Source organism: Latilactobacillus sp. (assembly GCF_033176295.1).
GTDB classification, from domain to species: Bacteria; Bacillota; Bacilli; order Lactobacillales; family Lactobacillaceae; genus Latilactobacillus; species Latilactobacillus sakei.
Genome location: NZ_JAMQEX010000010.1, coordinates 11,326 through 29,864, shown reverse-complemented (window position 1 = coordinate 29,864; position 18,539 = coordinate 11,326). Strand labels below are relative to the sequence as shown.

At 41.0% G+C, this 18,539-nt stretch carries 16 protein-coding genes and 1 riboswitch; of the genes, 13 read left to right on the top strand and 3 right to left on the bottom strand.

Going from position 1 to position 18,539, the window contains the following annotated elements; genetic code table 11:
- The first annotated feature begins 137 nt into the window (after nt 1-137).
- The 10 genes from NDN60_RS06190 to NDN60_RS06145 all read left to right on the top strand — a co-directional run bounded on the left by NDN60_RS06190 (nt 138) and on the right by NDN60_RS06145 (nt 9,399).
- A complete protein-coding gene (locus tag NDN60_RS06190; RefSeq protein WP_016265623.1) occupies nt 138-704 on the top strand; it encodes a LemA family protein in 567 nt (188 codons plus the stop codon).
- A gap of 13 nt (nt 705-717) precedes the next feature.
- Nucleotides 718-1,617 (top strand): zinc metalloprotease HtpX, encoded by a 900-nt coding sequence (gene htpX / locus NDN60_RS06185; RefSeq protein WP_099947745.1) that lies wholly within the window; start codon nt 718-720, stop codon nt 1,615-1,617.
- A 116-nt stretch (nt 1,618-1,733) separates the two neighbouring features.
- Nucleotides 1,734-2,975 (top strand): DUF3114 domain-containing protein, encoded by a 1,242-nt coding sequence (locus tag NDN60_RS06180; protein WP_082268142.1) that lies wholly within the window; start codon nt 1,734-1,736, stop codon nt 2,973-2,975.
- A 163-nt stretch (nt 2,976-3,138) separates the two neighbouring features.
- Nucleotides 3,139-4,515 carry a UDP-N-acetylmuramoyl-tripeptide--D-alanyl-D-alanine ligase gene (locus tag NDN60_RS06175; protein ID WP_056947558.1) on the top strand — a complete coding sequence of 459 codons (1,377 nt, stop codon included), beginning with the start codon at nt 3,139-3,141 and terminating at the stop codon, nt 4,513-4,515.
- Nucleotides 4,516-4,788: 273 nt separating this feature from the next.
- On the top strand, nt 4,789-6,369 hold the full coding sequence (locus tag NDN60_RS06170; protein ID WP_099769166.1) for a DEAD/DEAH box helicase: 1,581 nt from the start codon (nt 4,789-4,791) through the stop codon (nt 6,367-6,369).
- 133 nt (nt 6,370-6,502) lie between these two features.
- Nucleotides 6,503-6,856: a holo-ACP synthase gene (gene acpS, locus NDN60_RS06165; protein WP_056947562.1), complete on the top strand. Its 354-nt coding sequence runs from the start codon at nt 6,503-6,505 to the stop codon at nt 6,854-6,856.
- Between the two features lie 3 nt (nt 6,857-6,859).
- The gene (gene alr, locus NDN60_RS06160) at nt 6,860-8,002 is read left to right on the top strand and encodes an alanine racemase (RefSeq protein ID WP_056947564.1); all 1,143 of its coding nucleotides are present in this window, start codon (nt 6,860-6,862) and stop codon (nt 8,000-8,002) included.
- Nucleotides 8,003-8,083: 81 nt separating this feature from the next.
- Nucleotides 8,084-8,350, top strand: coding sequence for a hypothetical protein (locus NDN60_RS06155; protein WP_011375305.1), 267 nt, complete (start codon nt 8,084-8,086; stop codon nt 8,348-8,350).
- A gap of 23 nt (nt 8,351-8,373) precedes the next feature.
- Complete coding sequence (locus NDN60_RS06150; RefSeq protein ID WP_011375304.1) at nt 8,374-8,730, top strand: type II toxin-antitoxin system PemK/MazF family toxin; 357 nt, start codon at nt 8,374-8,376, stop codon at nt 8,728-8,730.
- Nucleotides 8,731-8,825: 95 nt separating this feature from the next.
- A riboswitch (PreQ1 riboswitch) is annotated at nt 8,826-8,871 on the top strand.
- A 6-nt stretch (nt 8,872-8,877) separates the two neighbouring features.
- Entirely contained in the window at nt 8,878-9,399 is a 522-nt protein-coding gene (locus NDN60_RS06145; protein ID WP_056947566.1) for a QueT transporter family protein, read from the top strand.
- A gap of 200 nt (nt 9,400-9,599) precedes the next feature.
- On the opposite strand, the gene cbpA is transcribed toward NDN60_RS06145, so the two are convergent.
- Together cbpA and NDN60_RS06135 are read right to left on the bottom strand one after the other, a co-directional pair.
- Nucleotides 9,600-10,280 (bottom strand): cyclic di-AMP binding protein CbpA, encoded by a 681-nt coding sequence (gene cbpA, locus NDN60_RS06140; protein WP_056947568.1) that lies wholly within the window; start codon nt 10,278-10,280, stop codon nt 9,600-9,602.
- 181 nt (nt 10,281-10,461) lie between these two features.
- A complete protein-coding gene (locus tag NDN60_RS06135) occupies nt 10,462-11,841 on the bottom strand; it encodes a L,D-transpeptidase family protein (protein ID WP_056947570.1) in 1,380 nt (459 codons plus the stop codon).
- A gap of 659 nt (nt 11,842-12,500) precedes the next feature.
- On the opposite strand from NDN60_RS06135, the gene NDN60_RS06130 reads away from it, so the two are divergent.
- Nucleotides 12,501-12,920 (top strand): MarR family transcriptional regulator, encoded by a 420-nt coding sequence (locus NDN60_RS06130; protein WP_011375300.1) that lies wholly within the window; start codon nt 12,501-12,503, stop codon nt 12,918-12,920.
- 74 nt (nt 12,921-12,994) lie between these two features.
- Here the strand turns inward: NDN60_RS06130 and NDN60_RS06125 are convergent, their stop codons facing one another.
- Complete coding sequence (locus tag NDN60_RS06125; RefSeq protein WP_011375299.1) at nt 12,995-13,972, bottom strand: L-lactate dehydrogenase; 978 nt, start codon at nt 13,970-13,972, stop codon at nt 12,995-12,997.
- A 230-nt stretch (nt 13,973-14,202) separates the two neighbouring features.
- On the opposite strand from NDN60_RS06125, the gene pth reads away from it, so the two are divergent.
- Both pth and mfd read left to right on the top strand, forming a co-directional pair.
- Nucleotides 14,203-14,760: an aminoacyl-tRNA hydrolase gene (gene pth, locus NDN60_RS06120; RefSeq protein WP_011375298.1), complete on the top strand. Its 558-nt coding sequence runs from the start codon at nt 14,203-14,205 to the stop codon at nt 14,758-14,760.
- Between the two features lie 238 nt (nt 14,761-14,998).
- A complete protein-coding gene (mfd, locus tag NDN60_RS06115; protein WP_112212661.1) occupies nt 14,999-18,520 on the top strand; it encodes a transcription-repair coupling factor in 3,522 nt (1,173 codons plus the stop codon).
- Nucleotides 18,521-18,539 lie beyond the last annotated feature (19 nt).

Genomic DNA, 18,539 nt, shown 5'->3' with positions numbered 1-18,539 from the left:
TGCTAATAGGGATATCTCTCTAGTTTACCACTAATCGGCGATAGTTTTGAATTTTGTTAAGAATAATAATTCTGCTTTATTTGTGAATAAGAGTCTGCTACTATGAAGACAATATCAAAAGAAAAGAGGATTAGTTTATGCTATGGTTAGTTGTGATTATTATATTAGTATTAATCGTTGGGACCGTTGCGTTTTACATCAGCACGTATAATGGCATGGTCAAAAGCCGCAACTGGGCGGATGAATCATGGAGCCAAATCGATGTGCAACTCAAGCGCCGGAATGATTTAATTCCCAACTTATTATCAACGGTGAAAGGTTACGCTAAATACGAACAAGAAACATTTACCAAAGTTGTAGAAATGCGTAATCAATTATTAGAAATGCCAAGTGATGATCGTCAAGCAACGATGGCTGTTTCTAATCAATTATCAGAATCATTGAAGAGCATCTTGTCATTAACAGAAAGTTATCCAGATTTGAAAGCAAATGCGGAATACATGAAGTTGATGGAAGAATTAACGAATACTGAAAACAAGATTGCTTACGCACGTCAATTGTTCAATTCAAGTGCAACTCGTTTTAACAATAAAATTGAAACTTTCCCAGGCAACATCATCGCTGGGGCACATAACTTCCAAAAGACGGCTTACTTAGCAACGCCAGAAGTTGAAAAAGAAGTGCCAAAAGTTTCTTTCGATTAGAGTGTGATCTGAAATGTTATATGAACAAATTGCACAGAATAAACGACGGACCGTCTATGTGATGATTGGATTCTTGATGCTTGTACTCGCAATTGGTGCGGCATTAGGCTATCTCTTCATGCAAAACACCTTGACGGGTGTGATCATTGCGGCGGTCTTAGCGGCCGTTTATATGGTAATGATGATTAGTAATTCCACTAATGTGGTCATGCAGATGAATCACGCGCACGAAATTAAAGATGTCAGTCAGTATCCAGATTTATGGCATATTGTTGAAGACATGGCAATGGTCGGTCAGATTCCAATGCCACGGGTTTTTATCGTCGACGATGATAGTCCCAATGCTTTTGCGACAGGTAATGATCCTAAAAATGCCGCGGTTGCTGTAACGTCCGGTATTATGGCCCGGTTAAATCGTGAAGAATTAGAAGGTGTGATTGCCCACGAGGTTTCACACATCAAGAACTACGATATTCGCTTATCGACGATTGCTTTGGCGTTAGCTGCGGTCATCTCGTTACTTGTTAATATCGGGAGTAATATGATGTGGTGGGGCGGCGGTCGTGATCGCGATGATGACCGCGAAGGTGGCGCAGGCAATGTGATTGCCTTAGTCTTTTCAATTCTTTTAATGATTCTGGGACCATTAGCGGCTAGCATTGCACAGATGGCCTTGTCGCGAAATCGTGAATACTTAGCGGATGCTTCCGGCGTTGAGTTGACTCGGAATCCAGAAGGGTTAATCAATGCCTTATTGAAGATTTCTAATAGTGAACCGATGCAAGCTGCGGATCCGTCTAGCGCGGCGTTGTATATCTCAGATCCGTTTAAGGGTCGCGGTAGCTTTGATGCGCATTTATTTGATAGTCACCCACCAATTGAACAACGGGTCGAACGTTTACGTAATATGTAGTAGTTATTAATTAGCTTAAAAGAGACTGATCGCAATTGTTTGCTGACCAGTCTTTTTTGTGTGAAACTTTCGGCGTCTGACTGATTAACGGGTATAATGAATGTAAGGTGGTGGGGATGATGGTTAATCAAAAATTACGACGATTAATGAATTTACAGACGGTACTGATCACGCAATTGCAAGATCGCCAAACAACGGCAGTCATGCGGCAAATGATACAACAACAATTATTGCCACAAGTACGTGGTCAATTGCTGTTGGCGTTACAGGACAAGCGGCTATTTCAATTGCCAACTGCAACCCAAACAAAGCTGGAACAGTTGTTAATTCAGAATTTGATTGAGCCTAGTAATGGTGCGGCCTTAAGTGCGCTTTGGCTAGAGAAAACCCAATTACGGTACCATCTTCCCACCAAAAACGGACTGGTCGCTCATTTTGCCCAGTTAGAGTTGGAAAACTGGGATGATAACAGCTTGCGGGCTTATGCGGCCATTATCAGGCAGCAAGAACCGTTGTTTAATCTAACGGCTGCCAATCGTGCGCTACATCGCGTGGGCTCACCACTTTATCAGCAGTTATATCAAGCCTATGGTGGTCGGACAACGAATCGGTTGGTTAATTGGCAACGAGCTAATTTAGTTTTGATGCAGTTGGGTGCACAGCTAGATGCGCACCATTTTTTACAATTAGGGGCAGAAGATTTTGAAATCTATTCAGAAATGCCACCGGACGCGCCATTTTTAAAGACGTTTGCGCAGAGTGTTCAACTTGCTTTTAAAGACCAGGATTTGACGGATCAGCGGCTGCATCAATTTAGAATGTATCTGGATCGGCAAAATATTCAGTATATTCGAACCCATTTTAAGACTGCCGGTGATTCTGATGAAATGGCACTCCAAAAATTCGTCGCGCAACGGCAAAAGAAGCAGCGGGCGTATTGGTTGAAAAGGGAACCGGCCCGCTTGCATAATAAATATATGCGCGGTGTCACTTTTAATGCGGATGCTAACTTGAATCGTAAACGGTTGACGCCTGATTTTCATAGCGAATTTATCATTGATCGAACTGGGCAGTTTGTGACGCAGTGGGATGTGTTACGGTATCGGACACCTCATCAAATTGAAAGTGATCCGGCACAGTATGTATTGAATATCGCCGAAAAAAATGCGTTATTAAATGGCGAATCTTTCAACTATGCTAACCGCAATAATTTACAACATGCCCAACTGGATAGTCGACCGCCACGCCAATTGGATCATCAATTACGCGACCGGGCCTTTGCCGGCTGGCAGAGTCCTAATAAACAACAATATCGGCAATCAGCAGAAAAAAGTGATGCCTATTCACGACCTTATTAACGGATTGGTCGGCTAGAATCTGCTGTTGGTCTTTTGAAAATTTATGGTACAATGTTGCGTAGTTAACCACGCGAAATAGTCGGGTGGGCTTTTTATAAGAATCATAAAAATAAGATTGAAAGCGTGGGCTTTTGATCACTAACCAATAGGAGCTATTTAAGATATGAAAATGCAATTGAGCGAAATTGCACGGATGACTGGTGCGAAAAATGAGACTGAACAATGGGCGACAGTAGAAGTGACAAGTGTTGCTTTTGATGCGCGTGAATTACGGCCAGGGGCGTTATTTGTCCCACTAGCCGGTAATCGGGATGGTCATAATTTTATCAATCAAGCACGAGAAAACGGTGCGGTAGCGACATTATGGGCCAGTGCACGTGATGATCAACCAACTGATTTTCCAGTATTACTTGTGAAAGATCCGCTAGCAGCGTATCAACAATTGGCTAAACGGTACTTACTAAAGATTAATCCTAAAGTTGTGGCGATTACTGGGAGTAACGGTAAAACAACCACTAAGGATATGACAGCCGCTGTATTGGGCAGTCAATATAATATTCATAAAACACAAGCAAACTTTAATAATGAAATTGGTGTTCCTCAGACGATTTTGTCAATGGAAGCCAATACTGAAATTCTCGTCATTGAAATGGGAATGGACCGCCCTGGACAATTGCACGCTTTAAGCGAAATCGCAATGCCAGATGTGGCCGCCATTACCATGATTGGTGAAGCACACATTGAATTTTTCAAAACACGGGATAAAATTGCCGATGCCAAGATGGAAATCACCGACTTTTTAAAAGAAGACGGCTTATTGGTTTATGATGGCGACGAACCACTCTTAAATGAACGCGTTGGCGATTTGGAACGTGAAACTTTTGGGAGTGCGACAACCAACACACTTTATCCAATTCAAGTCCGTGCTGGTGAAACGAAGACGCAATTTAAGTTGAATGCTTGGCCAGACGTCGCTTTTGAAATTCCAATGATGGGTGCGTACAACGTCAATAACGCCTTAGCCGCTATTTTAATTGGCCAACATTATCACATTAAACCAGAAGTGATGAGCAAGGCGTTAGCTAATTTTGAAGTAACGCGTAACCGAACAGAATGGTTGGTCGGGACCGCAGGGCAAAGAATGTTAAGTGATGTATATAACTCAAATCCAACAGCGGCTATCGAAGTGTTACGCAATTTTAGCCATTTTGAAACTGATGGGCGCCGAATCGCCGTCTTAGGGGACATGTTGGAACTCGGAACAGCTAGCAAGAAACTTCATGAGAGTTTGGCAACGGTCTTAGATCCTGCTCAAATCCAAGAAGTTTATCTATTTGGGACGGAAATTAAACCACTATTCGATAAGCTCGCAACAATTTATCCAGCAGAACAACTACACTACTTTGAAAAAACACAGCAACCTGAATTAATTACCGCTTTAGCAGAAACCATCCAACCATCCGATTTAGTCGTCTTAAAGGCTAGTCATGGCTTGCATTTAGAAAAAGTAGTGGCTGCTTTGACGACTGAGAACGATTAACAAGGCAAAAAGAATTTTAGCTGATTCATTTACAGCGGTAGAGTCGGGTTCGCACGACTAATTAATGTCATAAAACAATGAATATCACCCATAATCGGGTTAATTCCGTTTGCTAATTAATGGTGAGCGTGATAAGCTATTAAGGAGCTTTTTTAATGAAAAAGGCTCTTGAAAACAATTATATTACAAGACAGATTTTTGAAAATGGTGTAACTGATGAAGTGGACCTGTTTTGTAATGGCATGTTTTTTACAAAACAAGGAGGAACACTATTTGAAATTCTCAGAATTAGGTCTATCAGAACCAATCATGAAAGCAATTAGCCGCGCAGGCTTTGAAGAAGCAACACCAATCCAAGGGGAAACAATTCCTTTGGCATTAGCTGGCAAGGACGTTATCGGCCAAGCTCAAACAGGGACTGGTAAAACAGCTGCTTTCGGTTTACCAATCTTACAAAACTTAGATTTAGATAACCCGGATATCCAAGCATTAATCATTTCACCAACACGTGAATTGGCCATCCAAACACAAGAAGAACTTTACCGTTTAGGTCGCGACCGTAAAGCTAAGGTTCAAGTTGTTTATGGTGGTGCTGATATTCGCCGTCAAATTCGTTCATTAAAAGATCACCCACAAATTCTTGTTGGGACACCAGGTCGTCTATTGGATCATATCAATCGTCGGACTGTTAAATTAGATCACGTTAAAACATTAGTTTTAGATGAAGCTGATGAAATGTTAGACATGGGTTTTGTGGATGATATCGAAAGTATCATCAAACAAGTACCTGAAAAACGTCAAACATTATTATTCTCAGCAACATTACCTGCACCAATCATGAAGATCGGTAAGAGCTTCATGACAAATCCAGAAATGATCAAAGTGAAGTCAAAAGAATTAACTGCTGACTTAATCGATCAATATTATGTTCGTGCTAAAGACTTTGAAAAATTCGACATTATGACCCGTTTGTTCGATGTTCAATCACCAGAATTAACATTGATTTTCGGCCGTACAAAACGTCGTGTTGATGAATTAACACGTGGTTTGAAGGCTCGTGGCTACAATGCTGAAGGTATTCATGGTGATTTATCACAACAAAAACGGATGAGCGTCTTGAAATCATTTAAGGCTGGCCGTTTGGATGTCTTAGTTGCAACAGATGTTGCTGCTCGTGGACTTGATATCTCTGGTGTAACGCATGTTTATAACTACGATATTCCTCAAGATCCAGACAGTTATGTTCATCGTATTGGCCGTACTGGCCGTGCCGGTAAATCAGGTGTTTCAGTTACTTTCGTGACACCAAACGAAATGGAATACTTACGGATTATCGAAGAATTAACGAAGAAACGGATGTTACCTTTACAACCACCTTCAGAAAAAGAAGCCTTCAAGGGTCAATTAGCAGCAGCTGTTGCTGATATCAACTCAATGATTGAAAAAGGCCAATTAGCTAAATACAACGAAGAAGCTGAAGAATTATTAAAACAATTCTCAGATGTTGAATTAGCTTCAGTTCTTTTGAAGACAATCAGTAAAGAAGCCGTTCCAGTTAAGATCACACCAGAACGTCCATTGCCTTCACGTAAAAAGGGTGGCAACCGCGGCGGCAGTCGTGGTGGTAATAGCGGCAATCGTCGTGGCGGTAACGGCGGTGGTTATCGTGGTGGTAACCGTCGTAGTAGTGGCGATGGCAAACGTCGTGGCAACGACAGCAGCAAAGATGGCCGTCGTAGCAGCAGTAACGGTGATAGCAGCAAACGTCGTAGTAACGACAATCGCGGCGACAGCCGTAAGAAGACTGATGGCCGTTCAAAACGGAACTTCACAATTCGGACAAATGATAAATAATTAACGTTTAATAGCGTCCTACCAATTTTGGTGGGGCGCTATTTTCATATCATGATGTGACAGAGCTGTAAGTTTTTTCCGCATCGGCTTTGTGGTAAACTTAATAGAAAATAGGCTACTAGGGGCGAATACTGTGATAGTTGGATTAGGAATTGATTTGGCTGAAATCGACCGATTTGAAAAAGCACAAGAGAAAAATAGTCGTTTTGCTGAAAAAGTATTAACGGCAACTGAATTTGAACTTTTTAGTCATTATACTGGTCGTCGGGCACTAGAATTTTTGGCCGGCCGTTTTGCAGTCAAGGAAGCCTTTAGTAAAGCTTATGGGACAGGGATTGGCCAGGTGAAACTGCAAGCAGTGGAAACGCTGAATGATCCCCAGGGCAAACCGTACATCAACCAAGATTTATTTGATGGTGTGGTTCACGTCTCGCTTTCACATACAGCAACACTTGTGATCGCAGAAGTTATTTTGGAAAGAGGTTAAGACATGACAGTCGGCTACTTACGACCAACGCGCATTTTAGTTGATCAAAATGCAATTTATGAAAATATTCAAAACGAATTAAAACATCTTGAAGGGACAGATACCGTGATCTTTCCGGTATTGAAAGCCAATGCTTACGGTCATGGCCTCATACCAGTCGCGGAGGCCGCTCAAGCCGCTGGTGCCGCTGGTTTTTGTGTGGCGCTATTAGACGAGGCTTTAGCGTTACGTCGGGCTAATTTCACGGAACCAATCTTGGTCCTTGGGATTACACAACCTAGTGAAATTGAATTAGCTGCTGCCAATCAAATTTCATTGACGGTCGGTTCGCTCGAATGGTTACAAGAAGCAGCTGCAATTGCCCAACAGGTACCTTATCTCCATCCAGTACCCATCCATTTGAGTATAGACAGTGGTATGGGTCGAATTGGCATGCGCGATGAAGCTGAGCTCTTAGCAGCCTATACCTTTATCAAAGCATATTCTGATTATTTCGATTTCGAAGGGGTATTCACGCATTTTGCAACAGCCGATGATCCTGATGATACTTATTTTAAGGAACAAAGCGCACGGTTTAATCAGCTAATGACGGCTTTACCGGAACGGCCTAGATTTGTTCATGTTTCTAACTCAGCAACGAGTTTATGGCATGCGGCATGTAATGGTAATATTATTCGAATGGGCATTAGTTTATATGGTCTTAATCCTTCTGGTAATGCGATTCCTGATTTACCTTATCCGCTTAAACCAGCACTTGGGATTGAATCAGAATTGGTCTTTGTCAAACAAGTTGCAGCTGGCACCAAAATTGGCTATGGTGCGACTTATGAAGCATCCAAAGGTGAATGGATTGGTACGATTCCAATGGGCTATGCTGATGGCTGGTTGAGAAGAATGCAAGGTTCAACAGTCTTGGTAGATGGGCAACGTTGTGAAATTGTAGGCCGCATTTGTATGGATCAAATGATGATTCGCTTGCCCAAACGTTATCCAGTAGGGACGAAAGTGGTCTTTGTTGGTAAGAGTGGCGACGATGAAATCACACTACAAGAAGTGGCTGATTATGCTGATACAATTCACTATGAAATTATCTGTGATTTATCAGATCGAATTCCCCGTGTGTATACCGGATTAAATGAACACTAACGATTAACAATTTTGCTTATCTTCATTTCTGTGTTAGGATAAATACAGGTTAAAAAGTGTTGATTTCGGAGGCTGATGAAGATGGAAGCTAACCACGAACAATTATCCGTTAACTTAGACGTTAAATTAGTACAAGAGATTAAAACCTATTGCGAGGTTTACGGCCTTGATGAGAATGATTTGATTCAAGATGCCATCCATGAATTTATGGCAACCCGGCAAGCGAAGGTTGATAACGTCATTAACGGCTATGTCGAAATGGCCAATCTTAATAGTCAAATCGCCGCTGAATTCAACGCTTGTGAAAGTGAGGCTTACGCCCGCATTCGCACAGTTGATTTATCCTAATTGGAGGGATAGAAGTGGGAGAATTGATACAACGCGGTGATATTTATTATGCAGACTTATCACCAGTAGTAGGATCAGAACAGGGTGGCATGCGTCCCGTGTTAATTATTCAAAATGACGTGGGCAATCATCATAGTCCAACGGTAATCGTGGCGGCTATTACGGCGAAGATTCAAAAGCCTAAGTTGCCAACACATGTTGGTATCACAGCTAAGGCCAATGGTGTTGAGCGTGATTCTGTTATCTTGTTGGAACAAGTCCGGACGATTGATAAACAACGCCTCAAAGACAAGGTCACGCATTTAGTTGCTGAGAAGATGCGTCAAGTTGATCGCGCGTTAACAATTAGCGTTGGGCTCCAACCTGTTTTGAATCCTTAATACATAAGTTAGTGCGAGAGTCTCAGACAAGGTGTCTGAGACTTTTTCTTTTTGATATCGAGTGTTCAGATGTGCTATGATAGTAATCGCATTGAAAAAACGTGGTTCGTAACCATCCCACGCTAAAAAAACTAGGAGGATTATTAAATGACTAATCAAAATCGCTTGCGTAGTGTGATCTTAAATGGCTTAGTTGCTGCGCTATACGTGGTGTTATCACTATTTCCAGGTGTACTGGGCCTTGCTTCTAGTCCCATTCAGTTCCGAGTATCAGAAGGGTTAAACCATCTGGTTGTCTTCAATAAAAAATATTTATGGGGCGTTTTTGGGGGCGTGCTTGTCTTCAATTTCTTCTTTAGCTCTGAAAATAAGATTTTGGATACGTTATTTGGCGGTGGCCAAACTCTGTTAGCATTACTTGTTTTAACGCTTGTGATGCCTCATTTGAAAAAAACGTGGCAAAAAATGTTAGTTAATATCGTTTTATTCACGGTATCGATGTTCATGATTGCTTGGATGATTGTTTTAACTGGCTCAACGGCTAAAACGCAAATCCCATTCTGGCCAACGTATGCCACATTGGCGATTTCTGAAGCTGTTATCATGACGATTACCGCACCAATTATGTACGCGGTCGATCAAGTCTTGCATTTTGAACGACAAATTTAATAGCAAAAAAAACGGCGCTAGGACAAAAGTAATTTTGTCTTTAGCGCCGTTTTTACTATCCGAACATTGATGGTGTAAACGTGCTTTTTGAAACTGACTTCTGCGCTTAGCGTCACTCGTCAAACAACTGCTTGCAGCAGTTATTCACCGAGCTGTGCTAATGCTCAAAGTCAAAGCGTTTCAAACGCACTTTTTTTAGTTTAAATAACATTTTCAATTTCGTCAGAATCATTACGGAGAACTTTACCAGATTGTAAGTCATCAATTTCGGGCACTTTAAAGCCTTTTTTCTCAAGTTTGTTAGTGATCTTCTTGAGAATTTCGATGTCTAAGTCACTAGGAAGTGTGAAGAGTGTGCGTCGAACGAATTCGTCTTGTTTGGCATCTAAGGTCATGCAGCTGGCAATCGACGTGTATTTGGCGATAATCTTCGACATGGCAACTAAATCCCCTTGTTCACCGGCAGAAAGGACCGTGAGCACATAACTACTAAGTTCTAAGTTCCAAGCTTCTGAAAGCATATTAAGTAGAGTGCTATGCGTTAAAATACCAAAGAAGTTACTGTCTTCATCTAATACGGCGATGTAAGGTAAATCTTTGATATTGAAGAAGACCTTGAAAAATGGCGCATCAACTGGAATGTATTTCGTCATATTCTTCAAGAGGCTTGTGACGGGCAATTGCATGTCGCCCCCTTGAGATTTATGTCGGTAGATGTGCATTTTATAAATATTACCACGGAAAATTTTACCGCTGGCATCTAAAACAGGCACACAACGGTAACCGGAATCTTCCAAAATCGTTAGGGCTTCTTCAAGTGTCACGGATTCTTCAATCGTGGTCAGACGTTCTTTGGGTAACACTAGGGATTTGATTAACATAAGCATTTCTCCTTAGATTAAAATTCTCTCATATACTGATGTAATCATAGCATACCATTGACGTAATTAAAATAACTAGTTTTTCGACTTGGCGAAAAAACAATTAAATATTAATGAGATTTAAAAAGGCCCTAAAAAGACAACCGCATGAATTGCTTTTTAGGACCTTTTTTAAGTTGTTTTAGATGACGACCACTGGAATCCCTTCACTAACGGTATTGTAAAGTTGGGCCATAATTGTTGGTGGGGTATTGATACAGCCATGTGAGCCATGTTCTTTATACCAAGTGCCACCATATTTAGGTTGCCATGGTGAATCATGGATACCGACACCTGTTTCATCAATTGGCATCCAATAATTAACAGGACTTGCATACTCACTGACACCGTCAAAGTTAGTGCCTTTGAGCGTGGCGTTTCGTTCTTTCTTCCAAATACTCCAAACACCACTTGGGGTTGTTTGAGGTGGTCGTGCTGTGACGACGTCTGTTTGGATTGTTACCTTGCCATTTTGGTAGAGCCACATATGTTGGGCTTTTTTATCGATCTCGATATAAGTTGAACCAACGCTGCGATCTTTTTGCGTCATCCCAGAACCACGAATAACAGCAGTTCTAGAGAAGTCTTTACCTTCAGGGACTTCTTTCATGAGGGCGCTAATTTCATCTGCAGGTGAGATGCTCCAACCGTAAATACCGGCAGGCACAGTAACTGTTCCTTGTTTCGTTGATTTAAAGGTTAATGGTTTATCATAAGTATCGTATTTTGTCTTGAGTTGATAAACGTAATTAGAAACGGCAGTTTTATCAAGTGATACCGCACCGTTGTTATTAACTAACCAACCTTGAATGGTGGCCTTAGGGACTGTGAATTCATTACCATTAACGGAATAATGAATTTTTTCATCACTGATGGTCGTCATTTTCTTAGCCGTTTTTTGAAGCGCTGAATCGGTCGATTTAATAGTTGGAACGGTATAGTCTTGTTTTAAATCAATGGAGGTTTTACCTTGATTGATTGCTTTGTTAATTGTTTTTCCAAATTGTGCTTGGTCGATTTGATTACCATTGACTTCTTTAACGATCTCAAAGTTTCCATTAACTAACTTAATCGTTGCATTCTTAGAAGCTGTTCGACCAGTATTTAATTTAGCAACTGTCTGATTTGCGAATTGTTTAAAAGTTTGTTGGTTTAAAATAAGGGAATTTTCAGACTGCAATTTTTTAGGATTACTTAATTGATGACCAAGCCAAGACCAGCCGTTTTGAGAAGACTGAATCTTCTTCAAAAGCGGTTGGAAATTATGGCTAAAACCAGCATCCTTTGCTGTAAACGATAAGCGGGTCGTTTGATCTTCTTTTAACGTGAATTTCTGGTGGTTAACTTGCTTGAGTAATGCTTCATTAGCTTCGGCAGGCGATTTACCACTAATGTTAGTGCCGGCAACAACTGTATTGGGTAAAAATACTTTGTTGTAGTGGAGACTCATGGCAGAATAACCGCCGATTAAAATAACGGCTGCGACGCCCAAAGCGGTATAAGCTTTCTTTGAAACCTTCACAACATCAACTCCAATCTTTCTGATAGATTAATCATACCCTAAATAGTTTTTAATTACAAAGGACGTTAACTAATAGTAAGCATACTAGAAAGTGAGCTAAAAAGAAATGCGAAAGCTTGATTATTAGATAACTTTAAGGAACAACGAATAAAGGGCTTAACAATCTAATGTTGGCAGGCGCACTTATTAAAATCAAATGAATGGTTGTTACAAGAAAAAATGGTCTTGGTCGTTATTTCAGATGAAACTAATGACTTGATAAGCGCCAACAAAGTTTGTGAAGAAATTTCGAATGGTAAGATAAAAACTAAATAAAGATATTAATAGTATTAATATCTTGTGTTAATATTTTAACAATTAACTATTGTCAACGATATGGGATTGCGATATGATAAGTGATGTTAACAATATTAGAAGGGCTCTAGATAAGTGGTTTGATGATTTTGATAGGTTTAATATTTAAGGATTTTTGAATGGAAGTAGCTGTGAATGAAATATAGAAATAAATTTCAAGTGTTTTAATCATAATTTATATTTTATACATAGGTATTTCGGTAACTAATTACCGGGGTTGACCAAATAATTAAAATTATAATGGTATACGCCGTATACGTATATCAAACATATTAAAACAGCTATTTTACGTAGGAGGTAAGATAGTGGTCGGTAAAGCAGATACAAGAATGCAATTATTAGGAGAATGGTACTCAAAGCTACAACAAATCGCAACAAAGTTAAATGCAATTAGTCGCAAATACGATGTTAGTTTTGAACAATTTTTGGTGATTGAACAAATTATTGAAGAAGAAAGAAAATCACCAAGTGAACTCGCTGTTTTCTTTAAAACATCCTTACCAGCAGTTTCTAGAAAATTAAATCTCTTGCAGTCTAAGCGATTGGTTTATAAGATTCGTGGCGAACAAGATGACCAACGATTAATGCGCGTTAATGCGACTCCCGAGGGCATTGAAACCTATGAATCAATTAAGGCGGAATTACTCACTTGGGACGCACAGCTTAAGGATCATGATATTAATTTGATGGCGATGGTCAATCATACGTTGGAACACGCTAATTAAAAAGAGACATTAAAAAAGGGGTCAGGGCAAAAATTAATTTGTCCTGATCCCTTTTTGATCAGCAATAATCGAGATTATTGGCGAGTTTCGATATCTAATTCTTCAAAAGCTTTTGTAACGATATCTTTTAATTGTTTTGCAGATTTGTGCATGCTTTCCATTTCGTGGTCTGTCAATGGAATTTCAAGGATGTTAGTAATACCTGAACGGTTGATAACAGCAGGTGAACCGATAAAGATATCGTTCAAGCCGTATTGGCCATCCATGAATACTGATAATGGTAAGACAGCATTTTCGTCATCTAAGATAGCCTTAGTAATACGAGCTAATGCAGTACCGATACCGTAGAATGTAGCACCTTTTAAGTTAATGATTGTGTAAGCAGCGTCGCGAACACTTTCGAAGATCTTAACGAGTTCTTCTTCTTTAACTTCTGGATGAGCTTTAACCCATTCAGAAATCTTGATGCCACCGATGTTAGCATGTGACCATACAGGGAATTCTGTATCACCATGTTCACCCATGATGTAAGCATGGACCGAACGTGCGTCAACGTTAACCATTTCAGCGATATCTTTACGGAAACGAGCTGAGTCAAGTGATGTACCTGAACCGATAACGCGTTCCTTAGGGAAACCTGATAATTTCCATGTAGCGTAAGTTAAGATATCAACTGGGTTAGCAGCAACTAAGAAGATACCGTTAAAGCCTGATTCAACAATAGGATCAACGATTGTCTTCAAGATTTTAAGGTTTTTGCTTACTAAGTCTAAACGTGTTTCACCTGGCTTTTGTGGTGCACCAGCAGTGATAACAACAACGTCAGCATCTTTTGCATCTGAGTATTCAGCAGCATAGATTTTCTTAGGAGAAGTGAAAGCTAATGCATCAGATAAATCGATTGCATCACCTTGTGTTTTTTCTTTAAAGATATCTACGATACCAACTTCTTGTGCAATACCTTGTAATGTTAAAGCATAAGCGTAGCTAGAACCAACAGCGCCGTCGCCGACGAGGATAACTTTTTGGTGATCTTTTTCAATGTTTGCCAATATAATGACGTCCTTTCTGTAAAACAATTCTTCATTTCGAAAACCAGTATAGCATAATTTGCATGAAAGTTCGCTAATTTTGTTTAAATTTTCAGAAAACTATTTATTTCCTAATATAGAAAGAAAAACGGGTATGGTATAATAAACAGCAATAACAAACGTCGACTGGGGAGAGCAACTTCTCAGTATTTTTGCGTTATAACGGCGATTTTGAAGAAGAGGTAAGACAAATGAAGATGATTGTTGGTTTGGGGAATCCTGGGAGTAAATATGCAAAAACAAAACACAATATTGGCTTTATGGTAATTGACCAATTATGTGAAAAATACAACGTAACACTCAATAAACATGATTTTGAAGCAGAATATGGCAGCTTCAAATACGAAGGTGAAACAGTCTTATTAGTTAAACCACTGACATTCATGAATGACTCTGGTCGCTCAGTTGGCCCATTGATGAGTTACTACCAAGTTGGGATTGATGAATTATTAGTCATCCAAGATGATATGGATTTAACGATGGGCAAATTACGCCTCCGCCAAAAGGGTTCAGCAGGTGGCCATAACGGGATTAAAAGTATTATTGCGCACACGAAGAGCCAAACCTTCAAGCGGCTTAAAATCGGGATTCAACATCCTCAAAAAAGTACGGTGGTCAATTGGGTTCTAACACCATTTGATAAAGATGGCGCACCAGTGATTAATCAAGCGATTGATCAAGCCTGCGAAGCAATCGACGACTGGTGTCAAAATGACGACTTTATGAAGACAATGAATAAATTTAATTAGAGTGCTTTTAGTGCTTGTTTAGATTTTGAGCACTAGCCTAGTATCGTGAATAATCGGTGCAACCGATTGTTTACGATGCGTAGCTAGGCGCAGAAGTCTAGCACTAATGGCACGTTTAAAAATTAGAGTGCTTTTAGTGCTTGTTTAGATTTTGAGCACTAGCACTAATAGCACGTTTAAAGGCCGTATCGCCCATTTCTACCAGTCACAAAATTCAAGAAAGTAAGGGACCTTTTGAATGGATTTAATTTCAATGTTGGGTAACACCCAGCAAGTGCAATCCGTATTAGAAAATCAAAAGCCAGGCGTCAGACAACTGCTTACGGGCCTTTCGGGCTCAGCCAAGACGCTTTTTTTGGCAACGATTTATAAACAACAGCGTCAGCCGTTATTAATCATTGAAAGTAATATGTTTCAAGCCAATCAGGTTGCTGAAGATTTAGCCAATCAGTTAAATGGGGACCAGATTTATACCTTTCCTGTTGAAGAAGTGATGGCGGCCGAAATTGCAGTTAGTTCACCGGAATCAAGAGCTGAACGTGTACGAACGTTGAGCTTTTTGGCGACGGGTAAAAAAGGGATTGTCGTGACGTCAGTTGCAGGAATGCGACGGTTATTGCCAACTGTACGGCAATGGCGTGATAGTCAGACCCAGATTGAAATGGGCGGCGAAGTCGATCCGAAAATTTTAGGCGCACAGTTAGCCGAAATGGGCTATCATCGCGATAAATTAGTCGGTAAACCTGGTGAGTTTGCAATGCGGGGCGATATCATTGATATTTTCCCCCTTGATACGGAAAATCCAGTTCGGATTGAACTGTTTGATACCGAAGTCGATGCGATTCGTTCGTTTGAGGCGGATACCCAACGAAGTATTGAAAACCTCGAGAGTGTCGCTATCATGCCGGCGACTGATCTATTAGCCAATGCGGCACAACTCGAAATGGCCGGAGAAGCATTGCAAGCCGATTATCAACAAACAGCAGCCAAGATAACGGCAAAAGATGATCAAAAGGCGTTAGCCGTGAACTTCGAAACGCCGATTAGTCGATTATTGGCAGGCGAGCGCTTGGAAAACTTAGCACTCTTCGTCGATTACCTTTACCCCGATCATACGAGTCTAATTGATTACTTTAAAAACAGCGGGTTAGTGGTTTTTGATGATTATCCCCGCATTCAAGAAACACAACGCGTCTTAGCGGAAGAAGCTGCTAATTGGCAGACTGATATGTTGGGCAGTCGCCGCTTACTACCGGCACAAAAGCTATTAGTCGATGTTCATCATTTAATGAAGCAAGACCAACATCCGCATTTATACTTATCCTTATTCCAAAAAGGGATGGGCAAGCTAAAACTAGATACGCTCGGCAATATGCCAACCCGCAATGTACAACAGTTCTTTAGCCAAATGCCATTGTTAAAAACGGAAATGAGCAGGTGGCAAAAGCAACAACAAACAGTGGTCGTCTTAGTATCAGATGCCAAACGAGTGAAGAAAATTGACCAAACCTTCCACGATTTTGAGATTGAAGCGACGGTCACGACTAAAACTAAGTTGGTGGCTGGGCAGATTCAAATTGTTCAAGGCTCATTGCAAAATGGCTTTGAACTACCAGATTTAAAATTAGTCGTTCTGACTGAAAAAGAATTATTTAATACCGCACCAAAAAAGAAGGTGCGCCGGCAAACGTTAGCCAATGCGGAACGCTTAAAGAGTTATAGCGAATTAAAACCAGGCGATTATGTCGTTCACGTCAATCACGGGATTGGTGAATACGTCGGGATGGAGACCTTGGAAGTCGACGGCGTCCATCAGGATTACATCACCATCTTGTACCGGGATAATGGGAAACTGTTTATTCCAGTGACACAGTTGGACATGGTTCAAAAATACGTCTCGGCTGAATCCAAAACACCTAAGATTAATAAATTAGGTGGGGCGGAATGGCAAAAGACTAAGAGCAAGGTTTCCGCTAAGATTGAAGATATTGCGGATGATTTAATCGAATTGTACGCGCAACGGGAAGCCGAAAAGGGTTATGCCTTTCCTAAAGATGATCAACTACAAGCCGACTTCGAAAATCAGTTTGCGTATCCAGAAACGGATGATCAATTACGGAGTACGGCCGAAATTAAGCACGATATGGAAAAAGTACGCCCAATGGACCGTTTGTTGGTCGGGGATGTTGGTTTTGGGAAAACCGAAGTTGCCTTGCGCGCTGCGTTTAAAGCAGTCGCAGCCGGGAAGCAGGTCGCTTTCTTGGTGCCCACCACGATTTTGGCGCAACAACATTATGAAAACATGCTAGCGCGATTTGCGGATTTTCCAGTTGAACTCGGACTGTTATCACGATTTAAAACGCGTAAAGAAGTGACGGCTACGCTTAAAGGCTTGGAAAAAGGGCAAGTGGATATCGTCATTGGGACGCATCGTCTATTATCAAAAGATGTCGTCTTCAAGGACCTTGGCTTATTAATTGTCGATGAAGAACAACGATTTGGTGTTAAACATAAGGAACGACTCAAACAATTAAAGGCGCAAGTCGATGTGTTAACCTTAACGGCAACGCCAATTCCACGGACGTTACACATGTCGATGTTGGGTGTGCGGGATCTTTCTGTTATTGAAACCCCACCAACTAACCGGTACCCCATCCAAACCTATGTGATGGAACAAAATGCTGGTGCGATGCGAGAAGCGATTGAACGGGAATTGGAACGCAATGGCCAAGTCTTTTACCTGCACAATAGGGTCAGTGATATTGAACAAACCGTCGATGAGATTCAAGCGCTTGTGCCAGAGGCAACCGTCGGCTATGCGCATGGGCAAATGACGGAGGCCCAACTAGAAGGGGTCATTTACGACTTTGTTCAAGGTAAGTATGATGTGTTGGTCACAACCACGATTATTGAAACCGGGGTTGATATGCCCAATGTGAATACGATGATTGTCGAAGATGCTGATCACTACGGCTTATCCCAACTGTATCAATTACGGGGGCGGATTGGCCGGAGTAGCCGGGTCGCTTACGGGTACTTTATGTATAAACCGGATAAGGTATTGACCGAAGTCAGCGAGAAGCGTCTGCAGGCCATTAAAGACTTTACTGAATTAGGTTCCGGCTTCAAAATTGCGATGCGTGATTTATCGATTCGAGGCGCAGGTAACTTATTAGGTAAACAACAACACGGCTTTATCGATTCAGTCGGGTTTGATTTATACTCACAAATGCTCAGCGAAGCAGTCGCCAAGAAACAAGGTAAGAAAGTGGCGGCTAAGACTAACGCTGAGATTGATTTGAAGCTCGAAGCTTACTTGCCGGATGATTATATTAATGATCAACGGCAAAAAATTGAAATTTACAAACGAATTCGCCAAATGGATACGGAAGCGGCCTTTACGGAAATTCAGAGCGATTTAATCGATCGCTTCGGGGATTATCCCGTTCAAGTCGCGCATCTCTTAACGATTGGCCAATTAAAAATGAATGCCGATGATGCGTTAATCGAAACGATTAAACAAGTCAAAGACAAGATTCAAGTCGTCTTATCACCAAAAGGGAGTCGCTTAGTTTCTGGTGAACAGATTTTTGAAGCCTTGTCAGCAACTCGCTTGAAGGCAACGGTCGGTTTTGAACAAGAAAAATTAAGTGTGACGTTAATTATCCAACCTAAGATGAAGACTGGCGATTGGTTACGTGAGTTGGCGATTTTTGTGGAAACACTCGTTGAAATCGAAAAGAAGCAGTTGGTAAAATAACCGCTAGTTACTGGTAGCG